We start from the raw sequence: 24,970 nt of genomic DNA on the forward strand, positions 1-24,970 counted from the left end.
AGTTGCATATGGATTCAACCGCAACGGGCGGCTAGGTTCTGTTTCAGGCCCTCGAGCGCCTGATGATAAAAAGAAAACCTTGTTCCGGGACAGGCGGTACTGATGCAGTTGCGTGATTTGTTGGATTCCTACCGCCAGGCTGCCCGGTCCGAGCGCGAGAAGGGCGATTACTTTGAGCGGGTCGTTCGCGTTTATCTGGAAAACGACGATGCGCAAAAGCAATACTATTCCGCCGTTGTGCCTTTTGCCCAATGGGCGAAGGAACAGGGCTGGAGCAAGGCCGACACCGGCATCGACTTGGTGGCGACGCTGGCCGATGGCTCGGGTTATGCTGCGATCCAGTGCAAATTCTATGCGCCCAATCACACGATTCAGAAGCCCGATATCGACAGCTTCATCTCGGCCGCCTCCAATGATCTGTTTACGCGGCTGATCATTGCCGACACCACGCAGAAGGAATTCGGCAAGAACGCCAGCGGGACGCTCGACAAGCTGTCGAAAGACTGGAACCGCATCAGCATCAGCGAGCTGGAGGCCAGCCGCATCGACTGGTCGCAGTTCCTGCGCACCGGCACCGTCAGCCTCGCCCCGAAGAAACAGCTGCGTCCGCACCAGCGCGATGCCCTGAAGGCGGTGACCGAGGGGCTGGCGGAAGCCGATCGCGGCAAGCTGATCATGGCTTGCGGCACTGGCAAGACCTTCACCGGGCTGCGGATCGCCGAAGCCCTGGCGGGTCCGGGCAAGCGGGTGCTGTTCATGGTGCCATCATTGGCGCTGATGTCGCAGACCGTGCGCGAATGGAGCAATGACCGCCAGCAGGAGTTCACCGCGTTTTCGGCCTGCTCCGATGTGAGGATCGGGCGCAATGCCGATGCCGACAGCCTCGATCTGAACGTCCATGATCTGGCCTTCCCGGCGACGACCGATCCGCAGAGGCTCGCGCAGCAGGTTGCCGCTGCGCCGCCCAACCGCATGACCGTGGTGTTCTCGACCTATCACTCGATCGACGTGCTGACCCGCGCACAGAAAAACCATGGCCTGCCGGAATTCGATCTGGTGATCTGCGACGAGGCGCATCGCACCACCGGCGTCACGCTGAAGGACGAAGACGACAGCACCTTCGTGCGCATCCACAGCAACGACCATGTGGCGGCGAAAAAGCGCCTCTACATGACCGCGACGCCGCGCATCTTCGGCGATGCCGCCCGGCGCAAGGCGGATGACCACGATGCCGAACTGGCCTCGATGGATGACGAGGACAAGTTCGGCAAGGATCTGTTCCACCGGGGCTTTGGCTGGGCGGTCGAGAACAACCTGCTGACCGATTACAAGGTCGTGGTGCTTGCGGTCGACGAAGGGCTGATCTCGACCACCATCCAGAACCGCCTCAAGGACGGGCCGGAGCTGACCCTCGATGACGCGACCAAGATTATCGGCTGCTACAAGGCGCTGACCAAGGCCGACCTGGCCGAAGACCTCGCCTTCGATCCGCGCCCGATGCGCCGCGCGCTGGCATTCTGCCAGACCATCGCCAAATCGAAGATCATCGAGGACGAATTCACCAAGGTCGTCGATGAATATACCGGCAGCGAATTGATCGACGATGCCCGCCACCTGACAACCGAGGTGCGCCATGTCGATGGCACCTTCAACGCCACCGCCCGCGATGAGATGCTGAACTGGCTCAAGGCCGATGTGGGCGAGGATACCTGCCGCATCCTGACCAATGCCCGCGTACTGTCCGAGGGCGTGGATGTGCCGGCGCTGGACGCGATCATGTTCATGCACCCGCGCAAAAGCCAGATCGACGTGGTGCAATCGGTCGGCCGCGTCATGCGCCGTGCCGAGGGCAAGAAGATGGGCTATGTCATCCTGCCCGTCGCCATCCCGCCCGACACCACCCCCGAAGAGGCGCTGAAGGACAATGAGCGCTATCAGGTCGTCTGGCAGATCCTGAACGCCTTGCGCGCCCATGACGAACGCCTCGACGCCCGCATCAACCAGGCCAAGTTGGGCGAGGATATCAGCGACAAAGTCGAGCTGGTGCGCATCTCCTCCGAATCCGAGCTGCGCGAACTGACTGCCGTGGTCGATGACTTCGCCACCAGCAAGACCCGCGCGGAAAAAGCCGGTGCCAATATCGGCCAGGAAGGCCGCGACCCAACCATCACCGATCTCGGCCCCGAACAGGGCAGTTTCGCCTTTGACGAGTTCACCCGGGCCATCATGGCGAAGATCGTCGAAAAATGCGGCACCCGCGATTACTGGGACAGCTGGGCCAAGGACATCGCCAAGATCGCCCAGGCCCATATCACCCGCATCACCACCATCACCGCCAAGCCCGGTCCGGAACAGACCGCCTTCCGTGCCTTCCTGGATGAGCTGCATGACGACCTGAACCCCGAAATCTCCGAGGCCGACGCGATCGAGATGCTGGCCCAGCATCTGATCACCAAGCCGGTATTTGACGCTCTGTTCAAGGACAGCAAGTTCACCGAAGCTAACCCCGTCTCCCGCGCCATGGAGACGGTGCTGGGCCAGCTGCACGAACACAACCTCGCCAAGGAAGCGGAAAGCCTCGACAAGTTTTATGCCAGCGTCGCCCGCCGGGCCGAGGGCATCAAGACCGCCCATGGTCGCCAGGCCCTGATCACCGAGCTTTACGACCGCTTCTTCCGCAACGCCTTCCCGCGCCTGACCCAACGCCTCGGCATCGTCTATACCCCGGTCGAGGTGGTGGATTTCATCATTCATTCGGTGAACGACGTGCTGAAGGAACAGTTCGGCCAGACCCTCGGCTCCAAGGGCGTGCATATCCTCGACCCCTTCACCGGCACCGGCACTTTCATCACCCGGCTGCTGCAATCGGGTCTGATCGCGCCCGATGAGCTGGAGCACAAATACAAGCACGAGATTCACGCCAACGAAATCGTGCTTTTGGCCTATTACATCGCCGCCGTGAATATCGAGACCGTCTATCACGAACTGGCTCAGGGCGGCCTGCAGGCCGATGCGCCCTATCACCCCTTCACCGGCATCCTGCTGACCGACACCTTCCAGATGTATGAGCAAGAGCGCGATATGGTCGCCAATCTCCTGCCTGACAACTCGGAACGGCGCGCCAAACAGAAGGCGCTGGATATCCGCGTCATCATTGGCAACCCACCCTATTCTGCAGGGCAGACCAGCGCCAATGACAACGCCGCCAACATCGCCTATCCGCGGCTGGATACAGCCATCCGTGACAGCTATGCTGCGCATTCGACCGCGACGCTGAAAAACTCGCTCTATGATAGCTATATCCGCGCGATCCGCTGGGCCAGCGACCGGATTGGCGATGCCGGCATCATGGCCTATGTATCGAACGCCGGATGGGTGGATGGCAACGCCGCTGACGGCTTGCGCAAATGCCTTGCTGAAGAGTTCAGCGACCTCTACGTTTTCCACCTGCGCGGCAACCAGCGAACGTCTGGTGAGCTGTCCCGCAGGGAGGGCGGAAAGATTTTCGGCTCAGGTAGCCGCGCCCCTATCGCCATTTCGGTCTTCGTCAAGAACCCCGATGCCGCCGAGACGGGCCGCATCCACTTCCATGACATCGGCGATTATCTTGACCAGAAGCAGAAGCTGAACATCATCCGCGACTTCGGCTCGGTTGACGGCATCACCAAGGCGAAGGGATGGCGGCGTATTAACCCCGATCACAACAGTGATTGGCTGGACCAAGTAGATCAAAGTTTTGACGATTTCTTGCCGCTAGGCGACAGATCGGACGAAAAGAATGTAGCCCTGTTTAAAGGCTACTATAACGGTATCAAGACCGGGCGAGACGTCTGGTGCTTTAATTCCTCTAATGAAACGGGCGCAAGAAACGCGTACCGGATGGTTGAGTTTTACAACAGGGAGCGGAAGAGATATTTTTCTGAGGGGGCATCTGGAGATGTTGCCACATTTGTCGACGTGGACGCTACGAAAATAAGCTGGAATAGAATTTCCAGACAGAAGCTTGCGCGAAACATTGAGCTGAGTGAGGGTGGTGTTTGGCATGCCCACAGCTTATACCGCCCATTCTTTAAGCAAGAGCTGTATATTCATCTTGAAATCAGTGACCTTGTTACATTGATAAAGAACGCCTTTCCAGAAAATGGGGCTGAAAATAGGGCAATTATTATACCAGGGAATGGAGCGGCGGCAGAGTTCACGCCGTTGATGGTTGATGCTCCGGTGTCACTTCAGCCGTATCATAACACACAGTGCTTCCCCCTCTATCTCTATGAGGAAGCTGCGCCCGAGGGTGGTCTCTTTGCAACCGACGAGGGCGCGGGCGCGACCCTGACACGCCGCGACGCCATCACCGATGTCGGCCTCGCGCATTTTCAGGCCGCCTACCCGGGCGAGCAGATCACCAAGGAAGACTTGTTCTATTACATCTATGGCCTTCTGCACTCGCCCGATTACCGCGAGCGTTTCAAGAACAACCTCGCCAAGCAGCTGCCCCGCATCCCGGCGGTGAAGAGCTTTGCCGACTTCGCCGCCTTCCGCGACGCTGGCCGCGCCCTCGGCCACCTGCATGTGAATTTTGAAAGCGTCGAGCCCTACATGGTGACCTTCAAGGAAGGCGACCACCGCCTGATCCCCGAGGCCCAGGCCGACCCGGTGAAGTTCTACCGCGTGAAGAAGATGAAACTCGGCGGCCGCGGCAAGGACAAGGACCGCACCACCGTCATCTACAACGACCGCATCACCATGCAGAACATCCCCCTCGAGGCCTGGGACTACGTCGTGAACGGCAAACCCGCCCTCGACTGGGTGATGGAGCGCCAGGTGGTCAAAACCGACCCAGCCAGCGGCATCACAAACGACGCCAACGACTACGCCAACGAGACGGTGGGAGACCCCCGTTACCCCCTGGAACTGTTCCAGCGGGTGATCACTGTGAGCCTGGAGACTATGCAGATCGTGAATGGGTTGCCGGAACTGGAGATTGGGTGATGCAGAAGTCACATGCGGCCCAGAGCGGACGGTCGAGCCTTGGCACCCCGCCTCTCAGAGCAGTCGCTCAGGCGGGGCGCAGCGACGGCGCAAGCAGCCCTTTGCGCTCCTTAATGACAGCTGCAGCAAGGACCCCTGTCGTCACTGCATACCGCTGTGGCTTTTAGCCTAGAAAACTCGCGTGACCATCTTTAACGTGGGCACAGGTGGATTTCAAAGAGGCCTAAAAGTGGAACACATTCTTACCGAGCTTTCGCTCCCTGATCGATACGAAACACTTTCCAAAAAGCTAGGAACGGATGTCGCGAATCTGCTTGTGCCACCTCACTCAGACAATATTTCGGCAATTAAGGCTCTCGCTAAGGACGTGACCACGCGTGGCGAGGGCGTGTTGGTTCCAGTTTACGGGCGCACTGGCGTTGGAAAGACTACCTTCGTCGAGAACCTTGATCAATGGCTCGCGAGCTCTTTTGCCCCGACCCTGAATTACTCGGGCAACCTTATATACGAGTTCCTGAAAGAGGCGGTGGAGAAACACTCTGAGACTCTCCCGCGTAATAGTAAAAAAATATTGCCAATAAACATTGACCATAGAGAAAACAACCCTCCGAGCGATGGGGAGCTTTCTGCAATAAAAAGATTCCTGCGCACCAATAGCTCTGAAGTCCCGGTAATTCTGTTTTGGCCCGAAACAAGCGAAAGCATTGCAAGGGAGGTTTCGGAGAGATATGTTTCAATTTCAGGTGAGGCTGCTATCGACCTCCCGCTAACGTGCAAAGGGCCCGCAACCGAGACATGGAGGGATATAGCCAAGCACACATTACTTCTGGCGAACGGAATCGAAAATCTAGATAGCCTCGGTGTTTCTCCGGATGACTACAATTCGGAAGAGTTTACCACACTTGGAGCGTATCTGCGAAAAATATCACAGGACTTTAATGCGAACATTCTCCGCTTGCAGTCTGAGATGGAGCAACCCGTCTCGGTGATTGTCGCATTTGTTAGCGAGAGCAGTACGCCTGGCGTACTTTCGCAACTAACATCAGCAGGCCGCTATGGTTTCCTTGAAGCCAATGCGTTGATCTCTGTTACATCTCAAAGCGTCATAGGTAAATGGTGGGCTAGCCGAAGAGGGCTGTTGACGCGGACTATCGTACAGCTAAATGCGCACGCTTTATCTCTGCCTCCAACAGCGGCCGCTTCTTGTGTTCGAAACTTCACAGATGAAATGCCGATGTTCGATGACGTTGGATATCGCAGGTATGGCCCCGCTCGTGGTGTGAGAGACCTAGAGAGAAGTGATTTAGGGAAGATGCTCTCCGATGAGTCAATTTCTAGGTTTGAGGCGCGAGGTACACCGGCAGATGATGCGGGTGCCGCATTTAATCTTCTTTCCCAGTCTGGATTTAACCTGGGAAAAGATAAAAAACTTAACGTGGTCATGAAGAATGCAATCGAGGCGCTGTTAAAAAAGAAGGAGCGTCATTTCGTCAAGGTGACTGCGGAAAAGAAGCTAGATTTCTGCAATTTGATTCCAGACAATGCCGTTTACAGAGCTGATGATGTCCTGTGCGTCGAGTATACTTGGAGGACAGGGGATTTTTTGGCCTCAAAAAACCGCTCGACTTCAGCGCAATACATATTGACCAAGCTCCAAGGTTACGCGCGCGAACTCGGTTGGGCAAACGACTAGCGTCGAAACCATCTACGTGAGTGCCGTCGAGGATGGGCAAGAGTTCTTTACTAGCAATAGCGCCTGCTATTTGGCGCCCGTTTTCATCGCCTTACAGGCCGATAGGAGCAGTACGACGACCACCTGTTTTAGGCACCGCCCTGTCGCTCCAGGCGGCGCGACACCTGTCTGATTCCTGCGGATCTCTGCCGCCTCGGAGGCGGTGGCGAACGGCAGCTATCGTAGATTCCTGCGGATGCGGTGCCGCAGCGAACGGCCGCTCTCCGCCCATTTCGAGCCTTCAGCTTGGGTAGCAACGGCGCTCAAGCCACTACTTTGACTCAACGCCAACTCAACAGATGGACGCCCTTTGAGCGCCTTTCCCGCGCGGCGAAGCACGATGAGAGTCGCCGAATGCTGGAAGCAAAGCGCGCGATAACAAACGGTTGTGGCGCAAGTCGTTGATTCGTAATGAATCGAGCAATATCAATAGCATAGCCTCATAACCTGAAGGTCGTAGGTTCAAATCCTACCCCCGCAACCAAACTTTCCGACAAGATATCAAACACTTAGGCCGCCCTCGGGGCGGCTTTTGCGTGTCGCGTCGTGTCGCAAGGCTGTCCGGAGCACTCCCCAAAGATTCCAAAGGCTTACTAACATCCCCGATTCCTCCGTGTAACACGGATGCGACACGGGACCGGACGATGTTCGCGGAGCGTTCGCTGCTGACGGCGCTTGCCCGCGCGGTGCCGCTGCGCTTGGATGGGAGCAATTCCCGAAAGGTCCGAATTGCCCATGCCGATCTACGAGTTTGCCAGTAAAGAAATCCGTCCCCTGAGCAAGACCACGTTCGGTCTGATGCAGCTGCAGGAGCGGCGCGATCTGCAGAGGCTGCTGCGGGCGAACATCGCCGTGGTCGCACCTGACACGCTGGTGGTCGCGGAGGAGTTCGGGGACTGGGACGAGTCGCGCCGGCGCATTGATCTCCTCGGCATTGACCGCGATGCGAACCTCGTGGTGATCGAGCTCAAGCGGACGGAAGACGGCGGCCACATGGAACTGCAGGCCATCCGCTACGCGGCGATGGTCTCCACCATGACCTTCGACCAGGCTGCCGATGTGTTCGCTCGCTATCTCACGCAGATCGGCAAGGCCGACACGGATGCGCGTGCCGAACTGCTCGACTTCCTCGGGTGGGACGAGCCGGACGAGGATGCCTTCGCGCAGGACGTCAGGATCGTCCTCGCGTCGGCCGAGTTCAACCGCGAGCTGACCACATCTGTTCTCTGGCTCATCGAGCGCGGCATCGACCTCCGCTGCGTGCGCCTCCAGCCCTACGGCCTCGATGGTCGTGTCCTCGTTGATGTCCAGCAGATCATCCCGCTTCCGGAGGTCGCGGAATACCAGGTCCGCGTCACCGAGAAGAAGCGCAAGGAGCGCGAGGCGCGCACGGACACGCGAGACTGGACCAGCTACGACGTCACCCTCGGCGGGCGCCAACTGACGGCGCTGCGGAAGCGACACGCGATCTATCAGGTTTTTCGCCACCTCGTGGAGAGCGGCATCGCACCGGAGGAGGTCGCGACACATTGTGGCCCGTGGGGCAATCGGGCCCTTGTGTCCGTAGAGGGCGAGGTGGTGGCTGAGAACTTCCATCGCTTGGCGAAGGAGGCCCGAGCAAGGGAAGGGCGGAATTTCGATCCAGGCCGCTACTTCTGCGGTGATGACGAACTCCTACACTTCGAAGGACGCGCCTACGCCTTTCTGAACCAATGGGGTGGCGGGGCGTTTGACGAGGCAATGGTGAGTTTGCGCGACGCATTTCCTGACAAAGAGATCGCATTCGCACCCTCGGAATAGCGGTCGGTCCCGACTTGCTAGCCGCTCTCCGCTGCCCGCCGTCGGCCTCACGGAGGCGGAGATTGAGGAGCTCTCGGAACGGATTATGCCCTATTTCACGTCTGGCCCGCACCTAGACTGAATTGACGAAAAGCTGTCACGCCGCCGCCGTCGCCACGCCGTCCAGCCGCACCGCGACGCTGGTGACTCCGCTCCCTGCCGTCTCGACCGCCGGGTCGCCCTCGGCCGAAGAGTAGGCGGCGATGCCGAAGATGTTGCCGACGACCAGCGCGTCGCCCGAGGCGATGCCGCCGGCGGACGTGGTGACGCTAACGATGTGGCCGTTCTGGAGGTAGTTGCGCATGGTCAGAGCCCTTTCGAGGATTGGATGCGGACGACCGAGATGCGGTCGGTTGCCCCTGCGATCTGCCGGTTGAGGTCCGCAAGCGCGGCGGCCATCTCGCCGTCGCTCGCGTAGGTGATCCCCAACACCAACGCCCCCCGAAGGTGATCGAGGCACAAGACATGCCAAGCCCCATCCGCCCCCTCGGCGACCGCCCCCGCCGCTGGCCCCGAACAGAAATTGAACCGGGCCACTGGAAAGCGACAGAAGACGCATCTTGATAGGATGAACTTTCGGTTGTGCCCCTTATTCAGACCCCTGGAGAACACTGCCAACTTGATCTGATGGGCTGCGACCATTTTCCGTCGCTCATGTGAGCAGCCGTGGCGCACGCCGCCCCTCCAGCGATCTCAAGATCCGCCGGACGCGCCGGTCCCGCGCGCTCGCCGCCGAGAGCTGGGGCGGGCTCGAGGTGCCTCTGACAGAGGAGCCCGAAGCCTACGAGGTCGAGATCCTCGACGTCGCCACCGTGAAGCGGGTGCTTAGCACCGCCACCACCAGCGCCGTTTATTCGGTCGCCGATCAGACCGCTGACAGGAGGCTGGATCTTCGAGATGATAGAAGAACACGACGCGGCCGTCGTCGGTGTGTTCAGCGCGAACATACTCGCCGTCTTCCGAACCCGCGCCGCCAATGGCTGGCCTGAACTCCAACTCTTCCAGGACCCGAACCAGCCGTTCCAGTTGCTGCTCATAAGCAGGGGAGAACCGTTCCCAGATTTCCGCAGGCTCTGCGCCTGACAATCCCCAGGCAAAGGGCTCGTCATCTCGTGGGCGAGGGAAGTTGACCGTCATAGGAGTTTCAAGATTTTGTCAGATGATTGCATAAATTGATGTCTGGCCCGTGCCGTCACCGTCAACAGCAGACATTCGCCACGAAGAGCGCCGCCCGGTGAGGATCCATGGGTTCACAAAAACCTTCAAGAGGTTCTGACGCTCATGAAAGAACAATTGACATTCTGCAGATGCTACGTCCATTGATCGTCTGCATGGCTGAATGACGCTTTCTGCTGCGCGCTCGCTTGTCGCCGGTTGGCATAATCAGCCTTTCATCCCTGAGCCCATTCCGGAGAGCGGCTCATGAACCAGATTGGCACGCCAAGCACAGGTTCCTTTCTGACCATGACAAAGCCCAAACTGCGGTAAAACTCTGCGTTGATCGCCAGATCGGTTTCCAGCCAAGCCGTCGCTTCGAGAGAGTCCAGTTTCTGGCAACAAAACTGCATCAAGTGGCGTCCCACGCCGCTTTGTCGGTTTTCTGGAAGCACGGCTAATGGACCGATATGCCAGTGCGGCTCGTCTGGGTCATTGCGCGCCCAGATGGCCAACCAGATATAGATGCGCAGCAGAACGGTTGGCGGTGCTGAAGTCAGAATGGAGCCGGCAATAGATAATCTGTCGCCCAGCCTGGGCCGACAATAGCCGGGCTTTATCATGCCCAACACGCCGATCATCTGACCCTGCACAAAAGCACCGATCACCACCCCGTTCGAATGGACATAGGTCATCAGAGGGCCGAGAAATCGCGACAGACGTCGCTTCAGATGAACCGGGTCGACACCGAACACTTTCAAATGCAAGGGGTTGCTCAGCATGCCACGAGTTAACAAAGCGGTCGCCGCGGACAATTCGTCCGACGTCAGCGCACGAATGGCGACCGGACGGTCGTCAAGGGCACGGTTCGATGATGTTGGTTGCTGCGTCATCTTACATGACCGGCGGTGAGGTATGGGCGCTGACCGGCCAGCATTCCGCAGCCATCGCGGCTCCGAGATTGTGCCAGAAGTTGCGCCGGCGGCCGAGATGCAGGGCGAGCTTTGCAACCGTCGTTTTGCGATGCAGCATCTTGGCGATGATCCGGCGCTCGTTGAGGCTGTGATGTGCTGCCATGGGCCAAACTCCTCGAATCGGAATTTCCGGACATCATGGCGTGCGGCATTTCATCATAGAACCCGTCGTTTTACACCGGCTGTTGTCACCAAGCTGAAATGGTCGCGTTCTCAGTCGTCTATCAGCGTCCGCCAGTAGCGATGAGCTGGTGCCGGCCCGCTCGCTCAATAAAGGGCGGTAGGGCGGGCCGGCGGCGGTGAGGAGGATGGGGAGACCGGAACCAGTGACCGCAAGAGCGATGCTGGGCCGGCACTCGTTTGGCATAGCGCGCCGCCGCCGGGCGCGTGCTCCATGGACCCTCAGATCGGCCGAAAATGTCGTGGCGGCGCGATCAGGACGGTTTCAATGCATAGCCTCTTGCTCCGCAGGACGATCTTCCGGCGCCGTCGCCTCGCTTCTGCCGGCATCGCCGCTTTCTGCCTGCTGCTCAGCGGCTTCCGGGTCAGAAGCCGGCTTCTCGGTCGCAACGCTCTCGTTCGTCTCACGCACCGTATAGACCAACACTGCGCCGGGGTTTTCGAGCCCGCTGGCGCCCCCGCCTTCCTCGTTCTGAATGCCGCCTTGCGAGTCAGTAAGCAGGTAGATGGTGCGGCCATCATCGGCGATTTCGATGTCGCGCAGTCGGTTCTGTCCAAGGTAATAGCGGGTGAATTCCGCGCCTTCTTCCGCCGCGGGATCCAGTGCGTAGATCGAGCCGTGCTTCAGCGTCGTGGTCAGCAGCCGCCCCGACAGTTCGGCAACCCCGTCGCTGTCGTAATAGACGATCGAGGAGGGGCCGACGCTTGGCCGGCAGAAATAGCCGAAATCCTCGCAGCCGGGCAGCGGCTCGGTCACGGTGAACATGGTGGCGATCGGCGCCACGTAATTCTCGGGTGCCTGCCAATCGGTTTCCTTCTGCTGTGGCACGCTGTCGGGCGCACCCTGCGAGGGGCCGATCGGCTCGAGCTGCTCGCAAGGCACCGAAGCATCGGACCAACGTGCGTAGATGTAGAAATTGTCGTCCTGCTGACCCGCGACATAAGGCCAGCCATAGTTACCGCCGGCGGTGATGACGTTGATCTCGTCATCCGAATCCGGCCCATGCTCGTTTGCGTAGAGCGTGCCGTCCGGTCCGAATGCAAGGCCCTGCGGGTTGCGATGGCCATAGCTGAAGATATGGCTGCGGACACCTTCAAGCTCGGGATTGTCCTCGGGTATGCTTCCGTCGAGGTTCAGGCGCAGCACCTTGCCCTGGTAGGCAAAATGATCCTCGGAGGCGATCTGATCGGCCGTTGGAAGGGTCTGCGATTCGATGGCCCGGCACCAGTTCACCAGTTGATTGTGACCCTGGTCGCCGACGGTCAGATAGATCAGGCCATCCGGTCCAACTTCCATGCGGCCGGAATTGTGGTCGTTGTTGGCGGGGATACCGGTCAATATGTCGGTTGGGTTCGACAGCCTCCCGCTTGCCTCATCATAGTCGAGGCGCACGATCTTGTTGAACATGCGGTGATAGGGATCGGCTTCGTCGGGATGGGTCGGATCGGTGCGCGTCTCGTCGTCGTAGGAAAGGTAAACGAAAATCTGGTCGCTGCCGTTGCCGAACTCGGGATGGAAGGTAAATCCCATGACTCCGGTCTGTGCGCCCTTGGTAAAGGCGGGCATCTTGAACTCAAATGCGCTTTGGACGGTGCCGTTTTCAGGGTTCACGCGGCTCAGCCTGCCAGCAGTGCGCTCGGTCAGCCAGAGCCAGCCATCGGGACCGATGCGGATCTCGAAGGGATTGCCAAGCCCTTCGGCGAGAACCAGCTTCTCGAGAGGGAACTCGGCCCTCGTCACGTCGTCCGGCGATTGTTGGGCGACAGCCGGCAACAGCATGGCTGCTGTCAACATCGTGGTCAGGCAGAGGGCTTTCCGGACGCGCATGGTGAACATTCCTTTTAACGAGGAGTTGTGCGGGCCGGGTGCCGCTGCGGGCAGCGATAGTGGCGCGCTCAGAAGAACATAAGCAACGCGGCACCAGGCTGAAGTGTTCCGGCCCAGGCCGGAAGGCTGCGGGAACTCTATTTCCGAGAGAGGTGAACTCGCACTCGTGCCGGTCACTTCGCGGGCTGCGCATCAGCGGCGCACCGTTCTAAGTCTCGATGGGACGTGGCGCGCGGTAGCCGCCGAACCGCACCTCCACGGCCTCCAGCATCCTGTCGTGAACATCGGACCAGCTGATGCCGGCGCCCGCCACGGGGCACCGGGCGATGATCTTGCGATCATCGGCGTCATCGAGACAGAGACGTGGTGTCGAACGAGGTTTTGGGCTGGACCGAGAGAAGGACTGCCTTCGGCGCGAGGTCGCATCCTGAACGAGGAGCGGGAGATCCTGAAAGAGACGGGTTTGGATGTCGGGCACCGCCGTGTGGGCAGACTGATGCGCGAGATCGGCATATCCGCTGTTAGATCCCGCAGACAAAAGCTGACGATAGAAGCGCTCGTCGAACATGACAGCGAATCGATTGCGCGCGGTAAATCATTCCCGGAAATTTCTGCCGCCTTTTTTTCTCTTCCGGGAATGAGCCACGGGTGTTGATGGATTTGCGATCACCCCGTTCAGATGTTCCATGGAATTGGCGGTGTAGATGATCTTGCGGATCGTCGGATCGACGGCAAAGAACGGGACCACCTCGGGTCCATGGCCGGCGCCAGGCCGGGGCAAAGGTACAATGGCAGATTCTGGAGCCTCGTGCGCCGGCGCAAGTGGTGGTTTGCGGCAATGGTGCGGTAGAAAGCGAAGGATTTTCAGCATCCGCACAATTTCCGCTAACGGTCGCGCAGGCAGGGCGACCTTCGGCCAGCTTTCTTCGCCTGCGTCAGAAAGACGGTTTACGTAGCGGAACCTGCGGAAATCTGCCGCGTTCCGCTCCTGCCATCAAGCGACCGAACCCGGCCGCTTCAGCGCATCGTGACGAAAGGCAGGATCGGGCATGATCGGTTCATCGTCCATTGCAGTTGTCACCGGCGCATCCGCCGGCGTTGGGCGCGCGGTGGTGCGTCAACTGGGGCAGCGTCGCATGCGCGTCGCGCTGCTGGCGCGGGGGCGTGTCGGGCTTGACGCCGCGGCCGATGAGGTGCGCAGGGCGGGCGGTGAGCCCTTGGTCATCGAGACGGACGTGGCCGATGCCGATCAGGTGTCCGCCGCAGCGCGGGCGGTGGTGGATCGTTGGGGCGCGATCGATCTGTGGATCAACAACGCCATGGTCACCGTGTTCGGCCGCGCACGCGATGTCACCCCAGAGGAATTCCGCCGCGTGACCGAGGTGACGTATCTTGGCCAAGTCCACGGCACGCTTGCCGCGCTGGCGCAGATGCGGGTGCAGGAAAGCGGGACCATCGTGCAGGTCGGCTCGGCGCTGGCCTATCGGTCGATCCCGCTGCAATCGGCCTATTGCGGGGCCAAGGCGGCGGTGCGCGGCTTCACGGATTCGCTGCGCTGCGAACTGGAGCATGAAGGCAGTCCGGTCCGCCTGACGATGGTGCATCTGCCGGCGGTCAATACCCCGCAATTCGACTGGGCGCGGTCGCGCATGGGGGCCGAGCCGCAGCCCGTCCCGCCGATTTTTGCGCCGGAAACTGTCGCGCGTCAGATCCTGCGGGCCGCCGAAACCTGCCCGCGGGAAATGTGGATCGGCGCACCGGCCGCGGAGTCCATTCTGGGAACGCTGGCGGCGCCGGCCATCATGGACCGGATGATGGCCAGCAAGGCGTGGAGCAGCCAGATGGGTGCGCGGATGGATGAGGATGCCCGCGCCGACAACCTCTTTGCGCCGGTCGATCGCGACATGGGCGCCACAGGCCGGTTCGGCGCCAGAACGCGCAGCCATGTGACCGGGTGGCCGGCCGGCACGATCCGCGCCGGTCTGGCGATCGCTGGCATCGCGGGCGTGTTCGGGTCCGGCTGGCTGCTTGCGGATGCCGCAAGGCGGCGCTGACTCGAAGCGAAGTTGCGCGACTCAACCGGTCGCCAAACCATAGCCCGCGCCAAAGATCAGCCCGAAAAGCATTTGCGCGATGATGGTCGTCGCCGGCGTGGGATAGCCATAGTTCAGGCCGAACGGGCCTGGTGGCTCCAGCCGGGCAAGGGCCGAGGGGCCATCGTAATGGGTGGCGACATTCGGATGGACGAAGGGCAGCAGCGGCAGGAACACGGTCACCAGGAACGCACCATGCGCCAGCCCGATCAGCGCGCCGGTCCACCACGCCGCCTTTCCGACATCGTTCAGGATCATCGCGTAAAGGATGGCGAATACCCAACCGCCCAGCAGATAGGTCACATATCCCAGCCCCATCGCCCAGGCGCGGCGCATCGTGAAGAATGTGCCGAACAGGAACGGCAGACTCATCCGCGAAAAGCCCAGCAGCCGCGAGCCTTCCAGCGCGGTCGCCATCGCGCCCGAGGCCACAAGCCCCCACAGCACGATTGCAGGCCATGTTGCAGCCACATCCTGCCAATGTGTCACATCTTGTCCTCCGGTTCGCGGCCCTGTTCCTGCCGCGCCAGCGTTGCCGCGGCCCGGATCAGCCCCGCATGCGAGAATGCCTGCGGGAAATTGCCCAGCATGTCGCCGGTGTCGGGGTCGGTTTCCTCGGACATCAGGCCCAGATCGTTGGCGTTATTCAACAGCTCGGCGATGCGGTCCCGCGCCCCCTGCGTGTCCCCGCGCCGTGCCAGGTAATCGGCCGCCCAGAAGCCGCAGGCGGTGAAGGTGCCCTCGGTCGAGGCGAACCCGTCCATCCCGTCGGGATAGCGCCGGATCTGCGCGCCGTGGCCCAGATCGCGGTCGATCCGCTCGAAGGTCGCCACCATCAGCGGGTCGTCCGCCGCGATCAGCCCCAGGCGCGGCAGCAGCAGCAGGGACGCATCCATATAGTCGTGACCATAGGCGCCGCTCAGCGTGGGTTGCGTCGCGCTGCGCCCATGGGTCAGGATATTGGTGCGGATCGCCGCACGCTCGCGTTCAAGGCGGGCGGTGTCCAGCCGCAGGTGGCCCATCGCGCAAAGTTGCAGCACCGAATCCAGCGCCGCCCAGCACATCGCCTTGGAATAGGTGTGGTGGCGGCGTTCGTCGCGCATTTCCCACATGCCGTTGTCGGGCAACGTCCAGCTTTCGCAGACGACATCGGCGAATTTCGCCAGCCGGCGGCGCTGTGCGAAATCCAGCGTGCCGCCCGCCTTCACGTAAAGCAGCGCCGAGTTCGCGATCTCGCCATAGACATCCAGTTGCAACTGGCCCTGCGCGCCATTGCCGGTGCGAACGGGGCCCGAGCCGCGCCAGCCTTCCAGCGCGTGACGGACGCGTTCGGGCACCATGGTATGGCCGAACACGTCATAGAACACGTCCAGCCGCGGTTCGGTCAGTTGCGTGGCGTGGATCAGCCAGCGAAAGAACGCCTCGCCCTGTTCCTCATAGCCGAGATCGAGAAAACTGCCGAGGATGAACGACGCGTCGCGCAACCAGCAAAAGCGGTAATCCCAGTTGCGCGTGCCGCCCACCGCCTCGGGCAGGCTGGTGGTGGGCGCGGCCAGCACCGCTCCGGACTGGCTGAAGGTCAGAAGGCGCAGGGTGATGAAGCTGCGGATCACCGCATCCTGGAACGGGCCCTTGTAGGTGCAGTTAAGGCAGAAATCCCGCCACCATTCCAGCGTTGCCGTCAGCTCATCGGAACAATCGGCAAGCGGCATCAACACGCCGATATCGCTGCGGCAGAAGGACAGCGCCACATTGCGCCGTTCCCCCGGTTCCAGCCTGACGCGCGCGTCCAGCGTGGCCTGCGCGCTGCGCTCCAGCGGCACGTCGGAGTCGAGCGCCAGGAAATCGCGCCCGTCGCTCATCGTCCACCGGTCCGCACCGCGCCGGCGCAGCCGTGGCAGCACTTCGCCATAACGGGGCCGCGGGGTGAACCGCAGTGCCAGCTGCGGCCGCCCCTCGATTGCCTCCACGATGCGGATCAGGCGGCGCGCTGCCGCGACGCTGCGTTGCCGCCCGTCGCGGGGGATGGGCATGAAATCGGTGATCCGCAGGACACCGTCCGCGGTCTCGTACGTGGTTTCCAGCACCGGCGAATGCGGCAGATAGCGGCGGGTGGTGCGCGCGCTGTGCACCGGTCCAGCCAAGAAGCAACCGCCGCGCTCGGCGTCCAGCAATTCGGCAAAGACCGAATCGTCGGGCATGTCCGGCAGGCAGAGCCAGTCGACAGAGCCATCCCTGGCCACCAGCGCCGCGGTATGCGTATCGCCGATGAGGGCATAATCCGCGATCGGGGCATAGCGCGGCCGCCTTTCGTCCAGCGGGACCAGAGCTTCAGCCATGCGCGCGCTCTGCTTCGCCGCGCCCCGCCAGCGCCGTGATGCGGTCCGCGATCCGTGCGGCGTTGGCCATGATCGTCATCGACGGGTTGACCCCGCCAGCCGTCGGCATCAGCGAGCCGTCGCAGACCCAGAGGTTGGGGATGTCCCATGTGCGCCCGTCGCTGTCGGTAACGCTTGTTTCGGGATCGTTGCCCATCCGGCAGCCGCCCATCAGATGCGCGGTCGAACCGGTTTCCAGCAATTCGCTGCCGCCTGCGGCCGCCAGCATTCGCGCCATGAAATCGCGCGCGTGACGGCGCATCCGGCGGTCGTTGTCGCAGCAAGAATAGGTGACATGGGCGCGGGGCAGTCCCAGATCGTCATGTTCATCGGCCAGCGTCACGCGGTTGTCGGCCTGCGGCATCGTTTCGCCCACCATCTTCAGCCCGGCCATCCGGTTGTAAAGCGCCATCTGCCTGTGCAACTCGTCGCCGAAAACGCCCTCGTTCGTCACCAGCATGCGGGCGAAATCGGTGGGCAGCGGCCCTTGGCTCATGAAGGAATAGCCGCCGTCGAAATCCTTGTCATCGATGTAGTTCCAGTGCTCGCAGCAGGCCATGGACGGCGGCACCTTGTACCAGCGGATCTCGTCTTCCATCACGCCCCAGACCGCATCGTTTAGATGCACCATCAGATAGCGCCCGACATTGCCCGAGGAGTTTGCCAGCCCGTGCGGATGCGCGCCGCTGGCCGAATTCAGCAGCAGGCGCGGCGTCTCGATGGAATAGCCTGCGCATACCACGTTGCGCGCGCGCTGGAACCGCCATTGTCCGTCCCGGTGATATTCGACCCCCGTGGCGCGGCCGTCTTCCGTCTCGATCCGACCCACCATGGCCAGATCGCGGATCTCGGCGCCCGCGTCCAGGGCGCGGGGAATGAATGTGATCAGGACGCTTTGCTTGGCGTTGGTGGAGCAACCGATCTTGCACATGCCGCGATAGACGCAAGGCGGCGATTTCCCGCGCGGGGCCGAGACGGTGGCAAGCGGCGTCGGTGCCCAGGGCACCCCCAACGCCTCGGCCCCGCGCGCCAGCACCTGCCCGGCGGCATTCACTTCATGCGCGCGATAGGGATAGTGCCGCTTGGGACCCCAGGGATAGTTTACCGGGCCGGAAATGGCGCAGGCGCGTTCGACCTCGTCGTAATAGCGCCACATGGTGCGCCAGTCGACGGGCCAGTCGACGCCGTAGCCCAGACGGCTGCGCGAGGCGAACCATTCGGGGCGGAACCGCAAGGCCACCATCTGGAAATGCACGGTCGAGCCGCCGACGGCCCTGCCCGAGTTGTTCTGACCGAACTCCACCGGGTCGTCGCCCGCCGAAATCCGCGGGTCGAGCCAGTAGAGCTTGTCCTGCTCGCGCTCGTCCGAGGCGAAATCCGCCAGAGGCCGCCAGAACGGGCCGGCATCGAAGGCGACGACGGAAAACCCCGCCTCGGCCAGTTTCGCCGCCAGCACGCCGCCGCCGCAGCCGGTGCCGACGATGGCGAAATCCACCGCGTCGCGGTCGGAAAACTGGCGCATCGGCACGGTGCCGGCCGTGCTGAAAACATCCGGCGCCCGACCGTCCACGGCGCGGGGGGCAGGATCGGCCCAACCGTTCACGGCGTCTCCTCCCACTGGCCCGGCGGCGCTTCCCAGGCGTCTGCGCGATTGGGTTGCAGGCGGACATAGCCGCGCGGGCTGGCCGGGCCGCCGAAACCGATCTCGCTTTGTCCCGTCGGGTGGGAATAGTAGATCGCCACGATCTCGGCCAGAACCAGATTGCGGAAGAATCGTCGCGCCGGCAGTCGCTGCCAATCGGTGCGCAGCCGTCCTGCGTCCACGTCATGCAGCAGCGCGCCGCGCGCGTCGGGCATAAGCGATGCGAAATCCGCCGCGCCGCGTGCCCGCGCCTCGGCATCAAGTGCGGCCAGCCCCTGCCGCCATGCCCTGGGCGGGGCGGGCATGTCGGCGTGGCGCGTGCCGCTGCCGCGCTCCTCGTGCAGCGCGGCGTCGATCCAGTTGGCAAGCGGAACAGGGTCGGCATTGTGGTTCTGTGGCAGCACCGTGTCGCACAGGGCCTGAAGCGTCGGCCACTCTTTTCGCGTGAAAAAACGCCGCTTTGGCACCTCTTCCAGCCGCTTGCGCAGCACTGCGCGGGTGACGTCGTTGAACGAGGGGCTGTCCCATTTGTCCAGCACGTTCCAGCCGGGGTAGGGGGGATGAAATCTTCCGGTCATGGCGCATCCTCGATCAGGTCCAGCGCCGCGTCCCCCGCCAGCGCCAGCGCGCAGAAGCTTGACGGCGCGGGCACCGGGGGGCCTGCGAACGCCGTCTGTCGCCAATTGCCCCAGCCGCCCATGTTGCGGCTTACGCCGTAGATATGGAAACCGGTGCCGACGACGCCCATCGCCGCCATCAGTCGCAGCGCGCCGCGGGTCAGCCGCCGAACGGCCGGGCGCGGCCACAGCGCCTGGTCCAGCAGCAGCGCGGCGGCGACGGGTGGCAGGGTGACGGGCGTGAACATCGCCGGATTGTGCCATGCGCCGCGATAATGCAGCAGCGCCACTTCGGCGGTTTCCGCCAGCGTGGCCAACGCGACGAACCCCGCCAGCAGGCGTCCGTGCCCGCGCGTGGTCGCGCGCTGGGCCAGCGCCAGCGCCCCGGTCACGGCCAGCCCGCCGGGCGCACCGATGGGGGCCGCATAGAACAGGTTGTTCCAGCTGACGCCCCCCGGACGTTTCACGATGTTGTAGGCGTGAAAGGACAACCCGGCCGCGCCGGTCGCGATGGCCGCGACGTGCAGAGGTCGGCCTGCCTGCGTCCGCGCCAGCGTGCCCGCGGTGGACAGCGTTGCCAAAGCCGGTGCGGCATACATTGCCGGATTATGAAATCCGCCGCGCAGATGCTGCATCGCGCTGTCGGCCACGATGCTTGCCCCCATGGTCTGCGCCGCCAGTTGCACCTTCCTTTGCGGAGCCAGCCTTGCCTTGCGGCGCGCAAGGATTGCCGTACCGCCCAGCAGGGCCAGCGCACCCACACCGATCAGCGCAGCCTGAACGTCGGGACGGCGGGTGTTCCGGGCAAGCTTTTGCATGGATCTGCCTTGCGCAAAAAGTCGAACCTCAAGAAATGCAACGGGCTGTCAGGCTTTATCGTTCCCGATCACACCGGAAGTTGATGCGGATGATCGCGGAACAAAGGCGTGGGCAAGGCGTTTCAAAGGTGAGCCGCGTTCAGTCCGGGGGCTTCCCATGAAGATGCAGAAGCTTGAGAGCGATCGGGAAAAAACCTGGGTCGTGGCGCTGGATGACGGTGATGAAGCTGTGAAATCCCTGCTGACGTTCGCCCGCCAGAATGATGTGACCGCGGCCCGCTTCACGGCCTTGGGCGCATTCTCCAGCGTCACCTTGGGATTTTTCGATTTCGGTCGAAAGGATTACCAGCGCATCCCCATCAACGAGCAGGTCGAGGTCGCGAGTTTGATCGGAGATTTCGCCGTGGCGCATGACGGGGTGAAGCTGCATGCGCATGTCGTGGTCGCCAAGAAGGATGGGACGGCGCATGGCGGCCATCTTCTGGAAGGTCACGTCCATCCCACGCTGGAGGTGTTGCTGACCGAGTCGCCGGACCACCTTCGCCGCCGCACCGATCCCGACACCGGGCTTGCCCTGTTGGCGTTGGCAAAGACATAGGAGAAGAACCGTGCCAGGTCCCATTGGACATCACCGCTGGGCGATCGCAGAGGGTTATATTCCCAAGGCGAGCAACGGCCCCGAACCCGAGATGACCAGCCATGAGACGGTCTGCATCCTGAACGCGGGGGATACGGACGCGCAGGTGACGCTGACGATCTATTTCTCGGACCGCGAGCCGATTGGACCCTATCGGCTGACGGTCGGGGCCCGGCGCACATTGCATCAACGCTTCAACGATCTTGACAAGCCGGCGGCAGTGCCGCGCGGGACCGATTACGCCTGCATCATCGAATCCGATCAGCCTGTCGTCGTGCAGCATACGCGGCTGGATTCTCGACAATCCGAAAATGCGCTGCTGACCACGATGGCATATCCGGGCTGAGCGAAGAAACGAACGGAGCAACGACATGGCTGATACCGTAGGTGATTTCATCCTCAAGCGCCTGCATGAATGGGGTGTGCGGCGCATCTATGGCTATCCGGGCGACGGCATCAACGGGCTGGTCGGCGCGCTGGGGCGCGACGAGACCATCGACTTTATCCAGACCCGGCACGAGGAAGAAGCGGCCTTCATGGCCTGCGCCCACGCCAAGTGGACCGGCGAGGTGGGCGTCTGCATGGCGACGTCGGGTCCCGGCGCAATCCACCTGCTGAACGGGCTTTACGATGGGAAGCTGGATCACCAGCCGGTGCTGGCGATCGTCGGACAGCAGGCGCGTGCGGCTTTGGGAGGCAACTATCAGCAGGAGGTGGACCTTCAGGTGTTGTTCAAGGACGTCGCCAAGGACTATGTCCACACCTGCATGGTGCCCGCGCAGGCGCGTCATCTGATCGACCGGGGCATGCGCATCGCCATGGCCAAACGGCTGCCCACGGCGATCATCTTTCCCAACGACGTGCAAGAGGCCGACGCGGTCGAGACGCCGCCGCGGGCGCATGGCACGGTGCATTCGGGCATCGGCTTTGCTGCGCCGCGGGTGGTGCCGGAACAGGCCGACATCACCCGCGCCGCCGAGGTGCTGAACGCCGGCAAGAAGGTCGCGATCCTGGCCGGGGCCGGCGCGCTGGATGCGGCCGAAGAGCTGGTGCAGGTGGCGGATCTTCTGGGCGCGGGCGTGGCCAAGGCGCTTCTGGGCAAGGCGGTGCTGCCCGACGACCTGCCCTTCGTGACCGGCCAGATGGGCCTTCTGGGCACCCAGCCGTCCGACTGGATGATGCGCCATTGCGACACGCTGCTGATGGTCGGCTCGCGCTTTCCCTATTCCGAGTTCCTGCCGAAAGAGGGCAAGGCGCGCGGGGTGCAGATCGACATCGACCCGGCGATGGAATCGATCCGCTATCCGATGGAGGTGAACCTTGTCGGCGATGCGGCGGCGACGCTGCGCGCGCTGATCCCGCACCTGAAGGCACGCGAAGACGACCGCTGGCGGAACGACATCGAAAAGCGCGTCGCGAAATGGTGGGATGGCGCCGAGGATCGCGCCCATCAGAAGGCCGATCCGATCAACCCCGAACTGCTGTTCTGGGAGGCTTCGCCGCGCCTGCCCGATAACGCGATCATCTCGGCCGATTCCGGGTCGTCCGCCAACTGGTTCGCGCGCGCGATCAGGATTCGGCGCGGCATGAAGGCATCGCTGTCGGGGACGCTGGCGACGATGTGTCCGGGTGTGCCCTATTCCACGGCGGCCAAGTTCTGCCATCCCGACCGGGTCGCGGTCGGCTTCGTCGGCGATGGCGCGATGCAGATGCTGGGGATCAACGGGTTGATCACCATAGCGAAATACTGGCGCGAATGGGCCGATCCGCGCCTGGTGATCGCGGTGCTGAACAACAACGACCTCAATCAGGTGACATGGGAATTGCGCGCGATGGGCGACAGCCCCCGCGTGCCGGAAACCCAGGATGTGCCGCCGTTCAACTATGCGGATTATGCGACGTCGCTGGGTCTGAACGGCATCCGCGTCGAAACCCCCGATCAGGTGGGGCCCGCATGGGACGCGGCCTTTGCCGCCGACCGTCCCACGGTGATCGACGCACTGACCGATCCCGATGTGCCGACCCTGCCGCCGCATATCACGCTGTCCCAGGCGAAAAGCTATGCCAAGGCGTTGGCGCAGGGCGACCCGGATGCGGGCGGCATCCTGTGGCAGACCTTCAAACGCCTGACGGGGTAGGGCGATGCGCGACGTGCCGAAACTGACGGCACCGCGCGTCACGGTGGCGCGAGTCCCGACCGACGCGCCGGAATCCGACGGCACATTGCAATGGGATGCAACGACCCTCGTCCTGGCCGAGATCGAGGCGGGCGGCTGCACCGGACTTGGCTATACCTATAGCGATCCCGCCATTGGCGCCTATATCCGCGATACGCTGGCGCAGGCGATTGCCGGCACCAGCGCCTTCGACATTCCTGCGGCACACCGCGCGATGCAGCAGGCGCTGCGCAACGATGGTCGCGCCGGGATCGCCTCGATGGCGGTTTCGGCGGTGGACAACGCGCTTTGGGATCTGAAGGCGCGACTGCTGGATCTGTCGGTGGCGCAGCTTCTTGGGCAGGCGCAGGACAGCGTGGCGCTGTATGGTTCGGGCGGGTTCACCTCGTATGACGACGACCGGCTTGCGCGGCAACTGGGCGGCTGGGCCGATGACGGGTTCGCCTTCGTCAAGATGAAGGTGGGCCGCGATCCGGCGCGCGACCCGGAACGGCTGCGGGTGGCCCGCGAGGCGATCGGGACGGATTGCCAATTGTTCGTCGATGCCAACGGCGCCTTCACCCGCAAACAGGCGCTGGCGATGGCCGAACACTTTGCTCACCATAACGTGCGCTGGTTTGAGGAGCCGGTCTCGTCCGACGATCTGGCGGGGTTGCGCCTGCTGCGCGACCGCGCGCCGCCCGGTATGGCAATTACGGCGGGTGAATACGGATACGATCCGTGGTATTTCCGCCGGATGCTTCAGGCAGGCGCGGTCGATGTGATTCAGGCTGATGCCACACGCTGCTGCGGCATCACCGGTTTTCTGAAGGCGGCACGTCTGGCCGAGGCGTTTCATGTGCCGATTTCAGCACATTGCGCCCCTGCGCTGCACCTGCATGTCTGCGCGGCCTTGCCGGATGCCCTGCATCTCGAATGGTTTCACGACCATGTGCGCATCGAACACATGCTGTTCGACGGCGCCCCCAAGCCGTCCGGCGGCAGGGCCGTTCCCGATCCCGCGCGACCGGGTTTCGGATTGGAGCCGCGACGCAGCGAGATTGCCCGCCATGCCGTCTGATCCTCATGTCTGAGGGCGCTGGGGACGACGGCCATATGGGTCAGGATTTGCAGCGGGCCTGCTGAAGCGGGCCCTGCCATCAGGGTTTCCGAAAAGCGCGTGTATCACGCTTGATTGACAAGAACGACGGGAACCTCCGTCTCGGGCGCGACGTTTCGCGATGGTTGAAATTCAGCCGGAGGAGGAAACAATCATGGCACCCAAAATCACGATCGCAGCCAGCACCGCCATCTGTGCCCTGTCGGCCAGCATGGCAATCGCGCAATCCGGATCTGCAAGCGACAATGGCACCGCGAACGAGCGCAGCCCCGACACGGTGACCTGCGCGGACATCACCGCGATGGAGACGGCGCTGGTGCCGGGCACCTTGTATTACATCGCCGGATACAAGGAAGGCAGCGGTTCGGGAACGTCGATGGGCGAAAGCAGCGCGCCGACGGAGTCTGCAGAGGCTTCAGAGGCTGCATCCGGGGACGCAGCGGCGACGACTGCGGCAGATGGAAGCACGGTGACAAGCGACGCCAACACCTCTGCCGACAGCGACACCGATGAGACTGCCGCCGACGCGATGACATCCGCAGACGGCAGCCAGATCACCTCGGACGCAAACACATCGGCATCCACGACCGGTGAAGGAGAGTCGGACAGCAGTCAGGCGGCGGATACTGCCGGCGATCAGTCCGGGACCCCGGACGGAGACGTCACGATCGTGCGCGTCAGTGGAATGTTCGAAATCCCCGTCGAAGAGGTGATCACCGTCTGCACCGACAGCCCGGAGATGACGGCGTCCGACGCGATCGAGCAGAAACGCAGCGAGAGCAACGCAGGCTCGACCTCGAACTGACCCTTGC

20 protein-coding genes and 1 pseudogene are annotated in these 24,970 nt (G+C 62.4%); 11 read left to right on the top strand and 10 right to left on the bottom strand.

The genetic code is table 11. The features are described 5' to 3' along the window. The first annotated feature begins 102 nt into the window (after positions 1 to 102). The 3 genes from JHW45_RS00985 to JHW45_RS00995 all read left to right on the top strand — a co-directional run bounded on the left by JHW45_RS00985 (position 103) and on the right by JHW45_RS00995 (position 8,521). Complete coding sequence (locus JHW45_RS00985) at positions 103 to 4,989, top strand: DEAD/DEAH box helicase (RefSeq protein WP_272859109.1); 4,887 nt, start codon at positions 103 to 105, stop codon at positions 4,987 to 4,989. Positions 4,990 to 5,170: 181 nt separating this feature from the next. Beyond that, positions 5,171 to 6,682, top strand: coding sequence for a hypothetical protein (locus JHW45_RS00990; RefSeq protein WP_272859110.1), 1,512 nt, complete (start codon positions 5,171 to 5,173; stop codon positions 6,680 to 6,682). Positions 6,683 to 7,456: 774 nt separating this feature from the next. After that, entirely contained in the window at positions 7,457 to 8,521 is a 1,065-nt protein-coding gene (locus JHW45_RS00995; protein ID WP_272859111.1) for a PDDEXK family nuclease, read from the top strand. Between the two features lie 136 nt (positions 8,522 to 8,657). Here the strand turns inward: JHW45_RS00995 and JHW45_RS01000 are convergent, their stop codons facing one another. Next, positions 8,658 to 8,864, bottom strand: coding sequence for a capsid cement protein (locus JHW45_RS01000; RefSeq protein WP_272859112.1), 207 nt, complete (start codon positions 8,862 to 8,864; stop codon positions 8,658 to 8,660). Between the two features lie 593 nt (positions 8,865 to 9,457). On the opposite strand from JHW45_RS01000, the gene JHW45_RS01005 reads away from it, so the two are divergent. Then, a complete protein-coding gene (locus tag JHW45_RS01005) occupies positions 9,458 to 9,643 on the top strand; it encodes a hypothetical protein (RefSeq protein WP_272859113.1) in 186 nt (61 codons plus the stop codon). 308 nt (positions 9,644 to 9,951) lie between these two features. On the opposite strand, the gene JHW45_RS01010 is transcribed toward JHW45_RS01005, so the two are convergent. The 3 genes from JHW45_RS01010 to JHW45_RS01020 all read right to left on the bottom strand — a co-directional run bounded on the left by JHW45_RS01010 (position 9,952) and on the right by JHW45_RS01020 (position 12,697). After that, entirely contained in the window at positions 9,952 to 10,608 is a 657-nt protein-coding gene (locus tag JHW45_RS01010) for a GNAT family N-acetyltransferase (RefSeq protein ID WP_272859114.1), read from the bottom strand. Between the two features lies 1 nt (position 10,609). Beyond that, positions 10,610 to 10,792 (bottom strand): hypothetical protein, encoded by a 183-nt coding sequence (locus JHW45_RS01015; RefSeq protein ID WP_272859115.1) that lies wholly within the window; start codon positions 10,790 to 10,792, stop codon positions 10,610 to 10,612. A gap of 342 nt (positions 10,793 to 11,134) precedes the next feature. Then, positions 11,135 to 12,697: a glucose/sorbosone family PQQ-dependent dehydrogenase gene (locus JHW45_RS01020; RefSeq protein ID WP_272859116.1), complete on the bottom strand. Its 1,563-nt coding sequence runs from the start codon at positions 12,695 to 12,697 to the stop codon at positions 11,135 to 11,137. 442 nt (positions 12,698 to 13,139) lie between these two features. Here JHW45_RS01020 and JHW45_RS17900 point away from each other — a divergent pair. After that, positions 13,140 to 13,253: pseudogene (locus tag JHW45_RS17900) on the top strand (IS3 family transposase); the annotation flags it as partial. Between the two features lie 39 nt (positions 13,254 to 13,292). Here JHW45_RS17900 and JHW45_RS01030 read toward each other — a convergent pair. Next, positions 13,293 to 13,568 (bottom strand): hypothetical protein, encoded by a 276-nt coding sequence (locus tag JHW45_RS01030; RefSeq protein WP_272859117.1) that lies wholly within the window; start codon positions 13,566 to 13,568, stop codon positions 13,293 to 13,295. A 178-nt stretch (positions 13,569 to 13,746) separates the two neighbouring features. On the opposite strand from JHW45_RS01030, the gene JHW45_RS01035 reads away from it, so the two are divergent. Further along, positions 13,747 to 14,751, top strand: coding sequence for an SDR family oxidoreductase (locus tag JHW45_RS01035; protein WP_272859118.1), 1,005 nt, complete (start codon positions 13,747 to 13,749; stop codon positions 14,749 to 14,751). Positions 14,752 to 14,772: 21 nt separating this feature from the next. On the opposite strand, the gene JHW45_RS01040 is transcribed toward JHW45_RS01035, so the two are convergent. From JHW45_RS01040 to JHW45_RS01060, 5 genes are read right to left on the bottom strand one after another with little or no spacing between them, the layout of a single operon-like run. Then, the gene (locus tag JHW45_RS01040) at positions 14,773 to 15,279 is read right to left on the bottom strand and encodes a hypothetical protein (protein ID WP_272859119.1); all 507 of its coding nucleotides are present in this window, start codon (positions 15,277 to 15,279) and stop codon (positions 14,773 to 14,775) included. Beyond that, entirely contained in the window at positions 15,276 to 17,129 is a 1,854-nt protein-coding gene (locus tag JHW45_RS01045) for a glycoside hydrolase family 15 protein (RefSeq protein ID WP_272859120.1), read from the bottom strand. Before JHW45_RS01045 ends, JHW45_RS01040 begins: the two co-directional genes overlap by 4 nt. Continuing rightward, positions 17,122 to 18,771 carry a GMC family oxidoreductase gene (locus tag JHW45_RS01050; protein WP_272859121.1) on the bottom strand — a complete coding sequence of 550 codons (1,650 nt, stop codon included), beginning with the start codon at positions 18,769 to 18,771 and terminating at the stop codon, positions 17,122 to 17,124. Before JHW45_RS01050 ends, JHW45_RS01045 begins: the two co-directional genes overlap by 8 nt. Beyond that, positions 18,768 to 19,388, bottom strand: a complete 621-nt coding sequence (locus JHW45_RS01055) for a gluconate 2-dehydrogenase subunit 3 family protein (protein WP_272859122.1) — start codon at positions 19,386 to 19,388, stop codon at positions 18,768 to 18,770. The genes JHW45_RS01050 and JHW45_RS01055 overlap by 4 nt, the downstream gene beginning before the upstream one ends. Next, positions 19,385 to 20,245 (bottom strand): hypothetical protein, encoded by an 861-nt coding sequence (locus JHW45_RS01060; protein ID WP_272859123.1) that lies wholly within the window; start codon positions 20,243 to 20,245, stop codon positions 19,385 to 19,387. Before JHW45_RS01060 ends, JHW45_RS01055 begins: the two co-directional genes overlap by 4 nt. Positions 20,246 to 20,402: 157 nt before the next feature. Here JHW45_RS01060 and JHW45_RS01065 point away from each other — a divergent pair, with 157 nt between their 5' ends. The 5 genes from JHW45_RS01065 (at position 20,403) to JHW45_RS01085 (ending at position 24,963) form a co-directional block, all read left to right on the top strand. Then, positions 20,403 to 20,843 (top strand): PPC domain-containing DNA-binding protein, encoded by a 441-nt coding sequence (locus tag JHW45_RS01065; protein WP_272859124.1) that lies wholly within the window; start codon positions 20,403 to 20,405, stop codon positions 20,841 to 20,843. 10 nt (positions 20,844 to 20,853) lie between these two features. After that, positions 20,854 to 21,228 (top strand): sensory rhodopsin transducer, encoded by a 375-nt coding sequence (locus JHW45_RS01070; protein WP_272859125.1) that lies wholly within the window; start codon positions 20,854 to 20,856, stop codon positions 21,226 to 21,228. Between the two features lie 25 nt (positions 21,229 to 21,253). Next, a complete protein-coding gene (locus tag JHW45_RS01075; protein ID WP_272859126.1) occupies positions 21,254 to 23,020 on the top strand; it encodes a thiamine pyrophosphate-requiring protein in 1,767 nt (588 codons plus the stop codon). 4 nt (positions 23,021 to 23,024) lie between these two features. Then, entirely contained in the window at positions 23,025 to 24,119 is a 1,095-nt protein-coding gene (locus JHW45_RS01080; protein ID WP_272859127.1) for an enolase C-terminal domain-like protein, read from the top strand. Positions 24,120 to 24,279: 160 nt separating this feature from the next. Further along, complete coding sequence (locus JHW45_RS01085) at positions 24,280 to 24,963, top strand: hypothetical protein (RefSeq protein ID WP_272859128.1); 684 nt, start codon at positions 24,280 to 24,282, stop codon at positions 24,961 to 24,963. Positions 24,964 to 24,970 lie beyond the last annotated feature (7 nt).

It is taken from the genome of Paracoccus stylophorae, assembly GCF_028553765.1.
GTDB classification, from domain to species: Bacteria; Pseudomonadota; Alphaproteobacteria; order Rhodobacterales; family Rhodobacteraceae; genus Paracoccus; species Paracoccus stylophorae.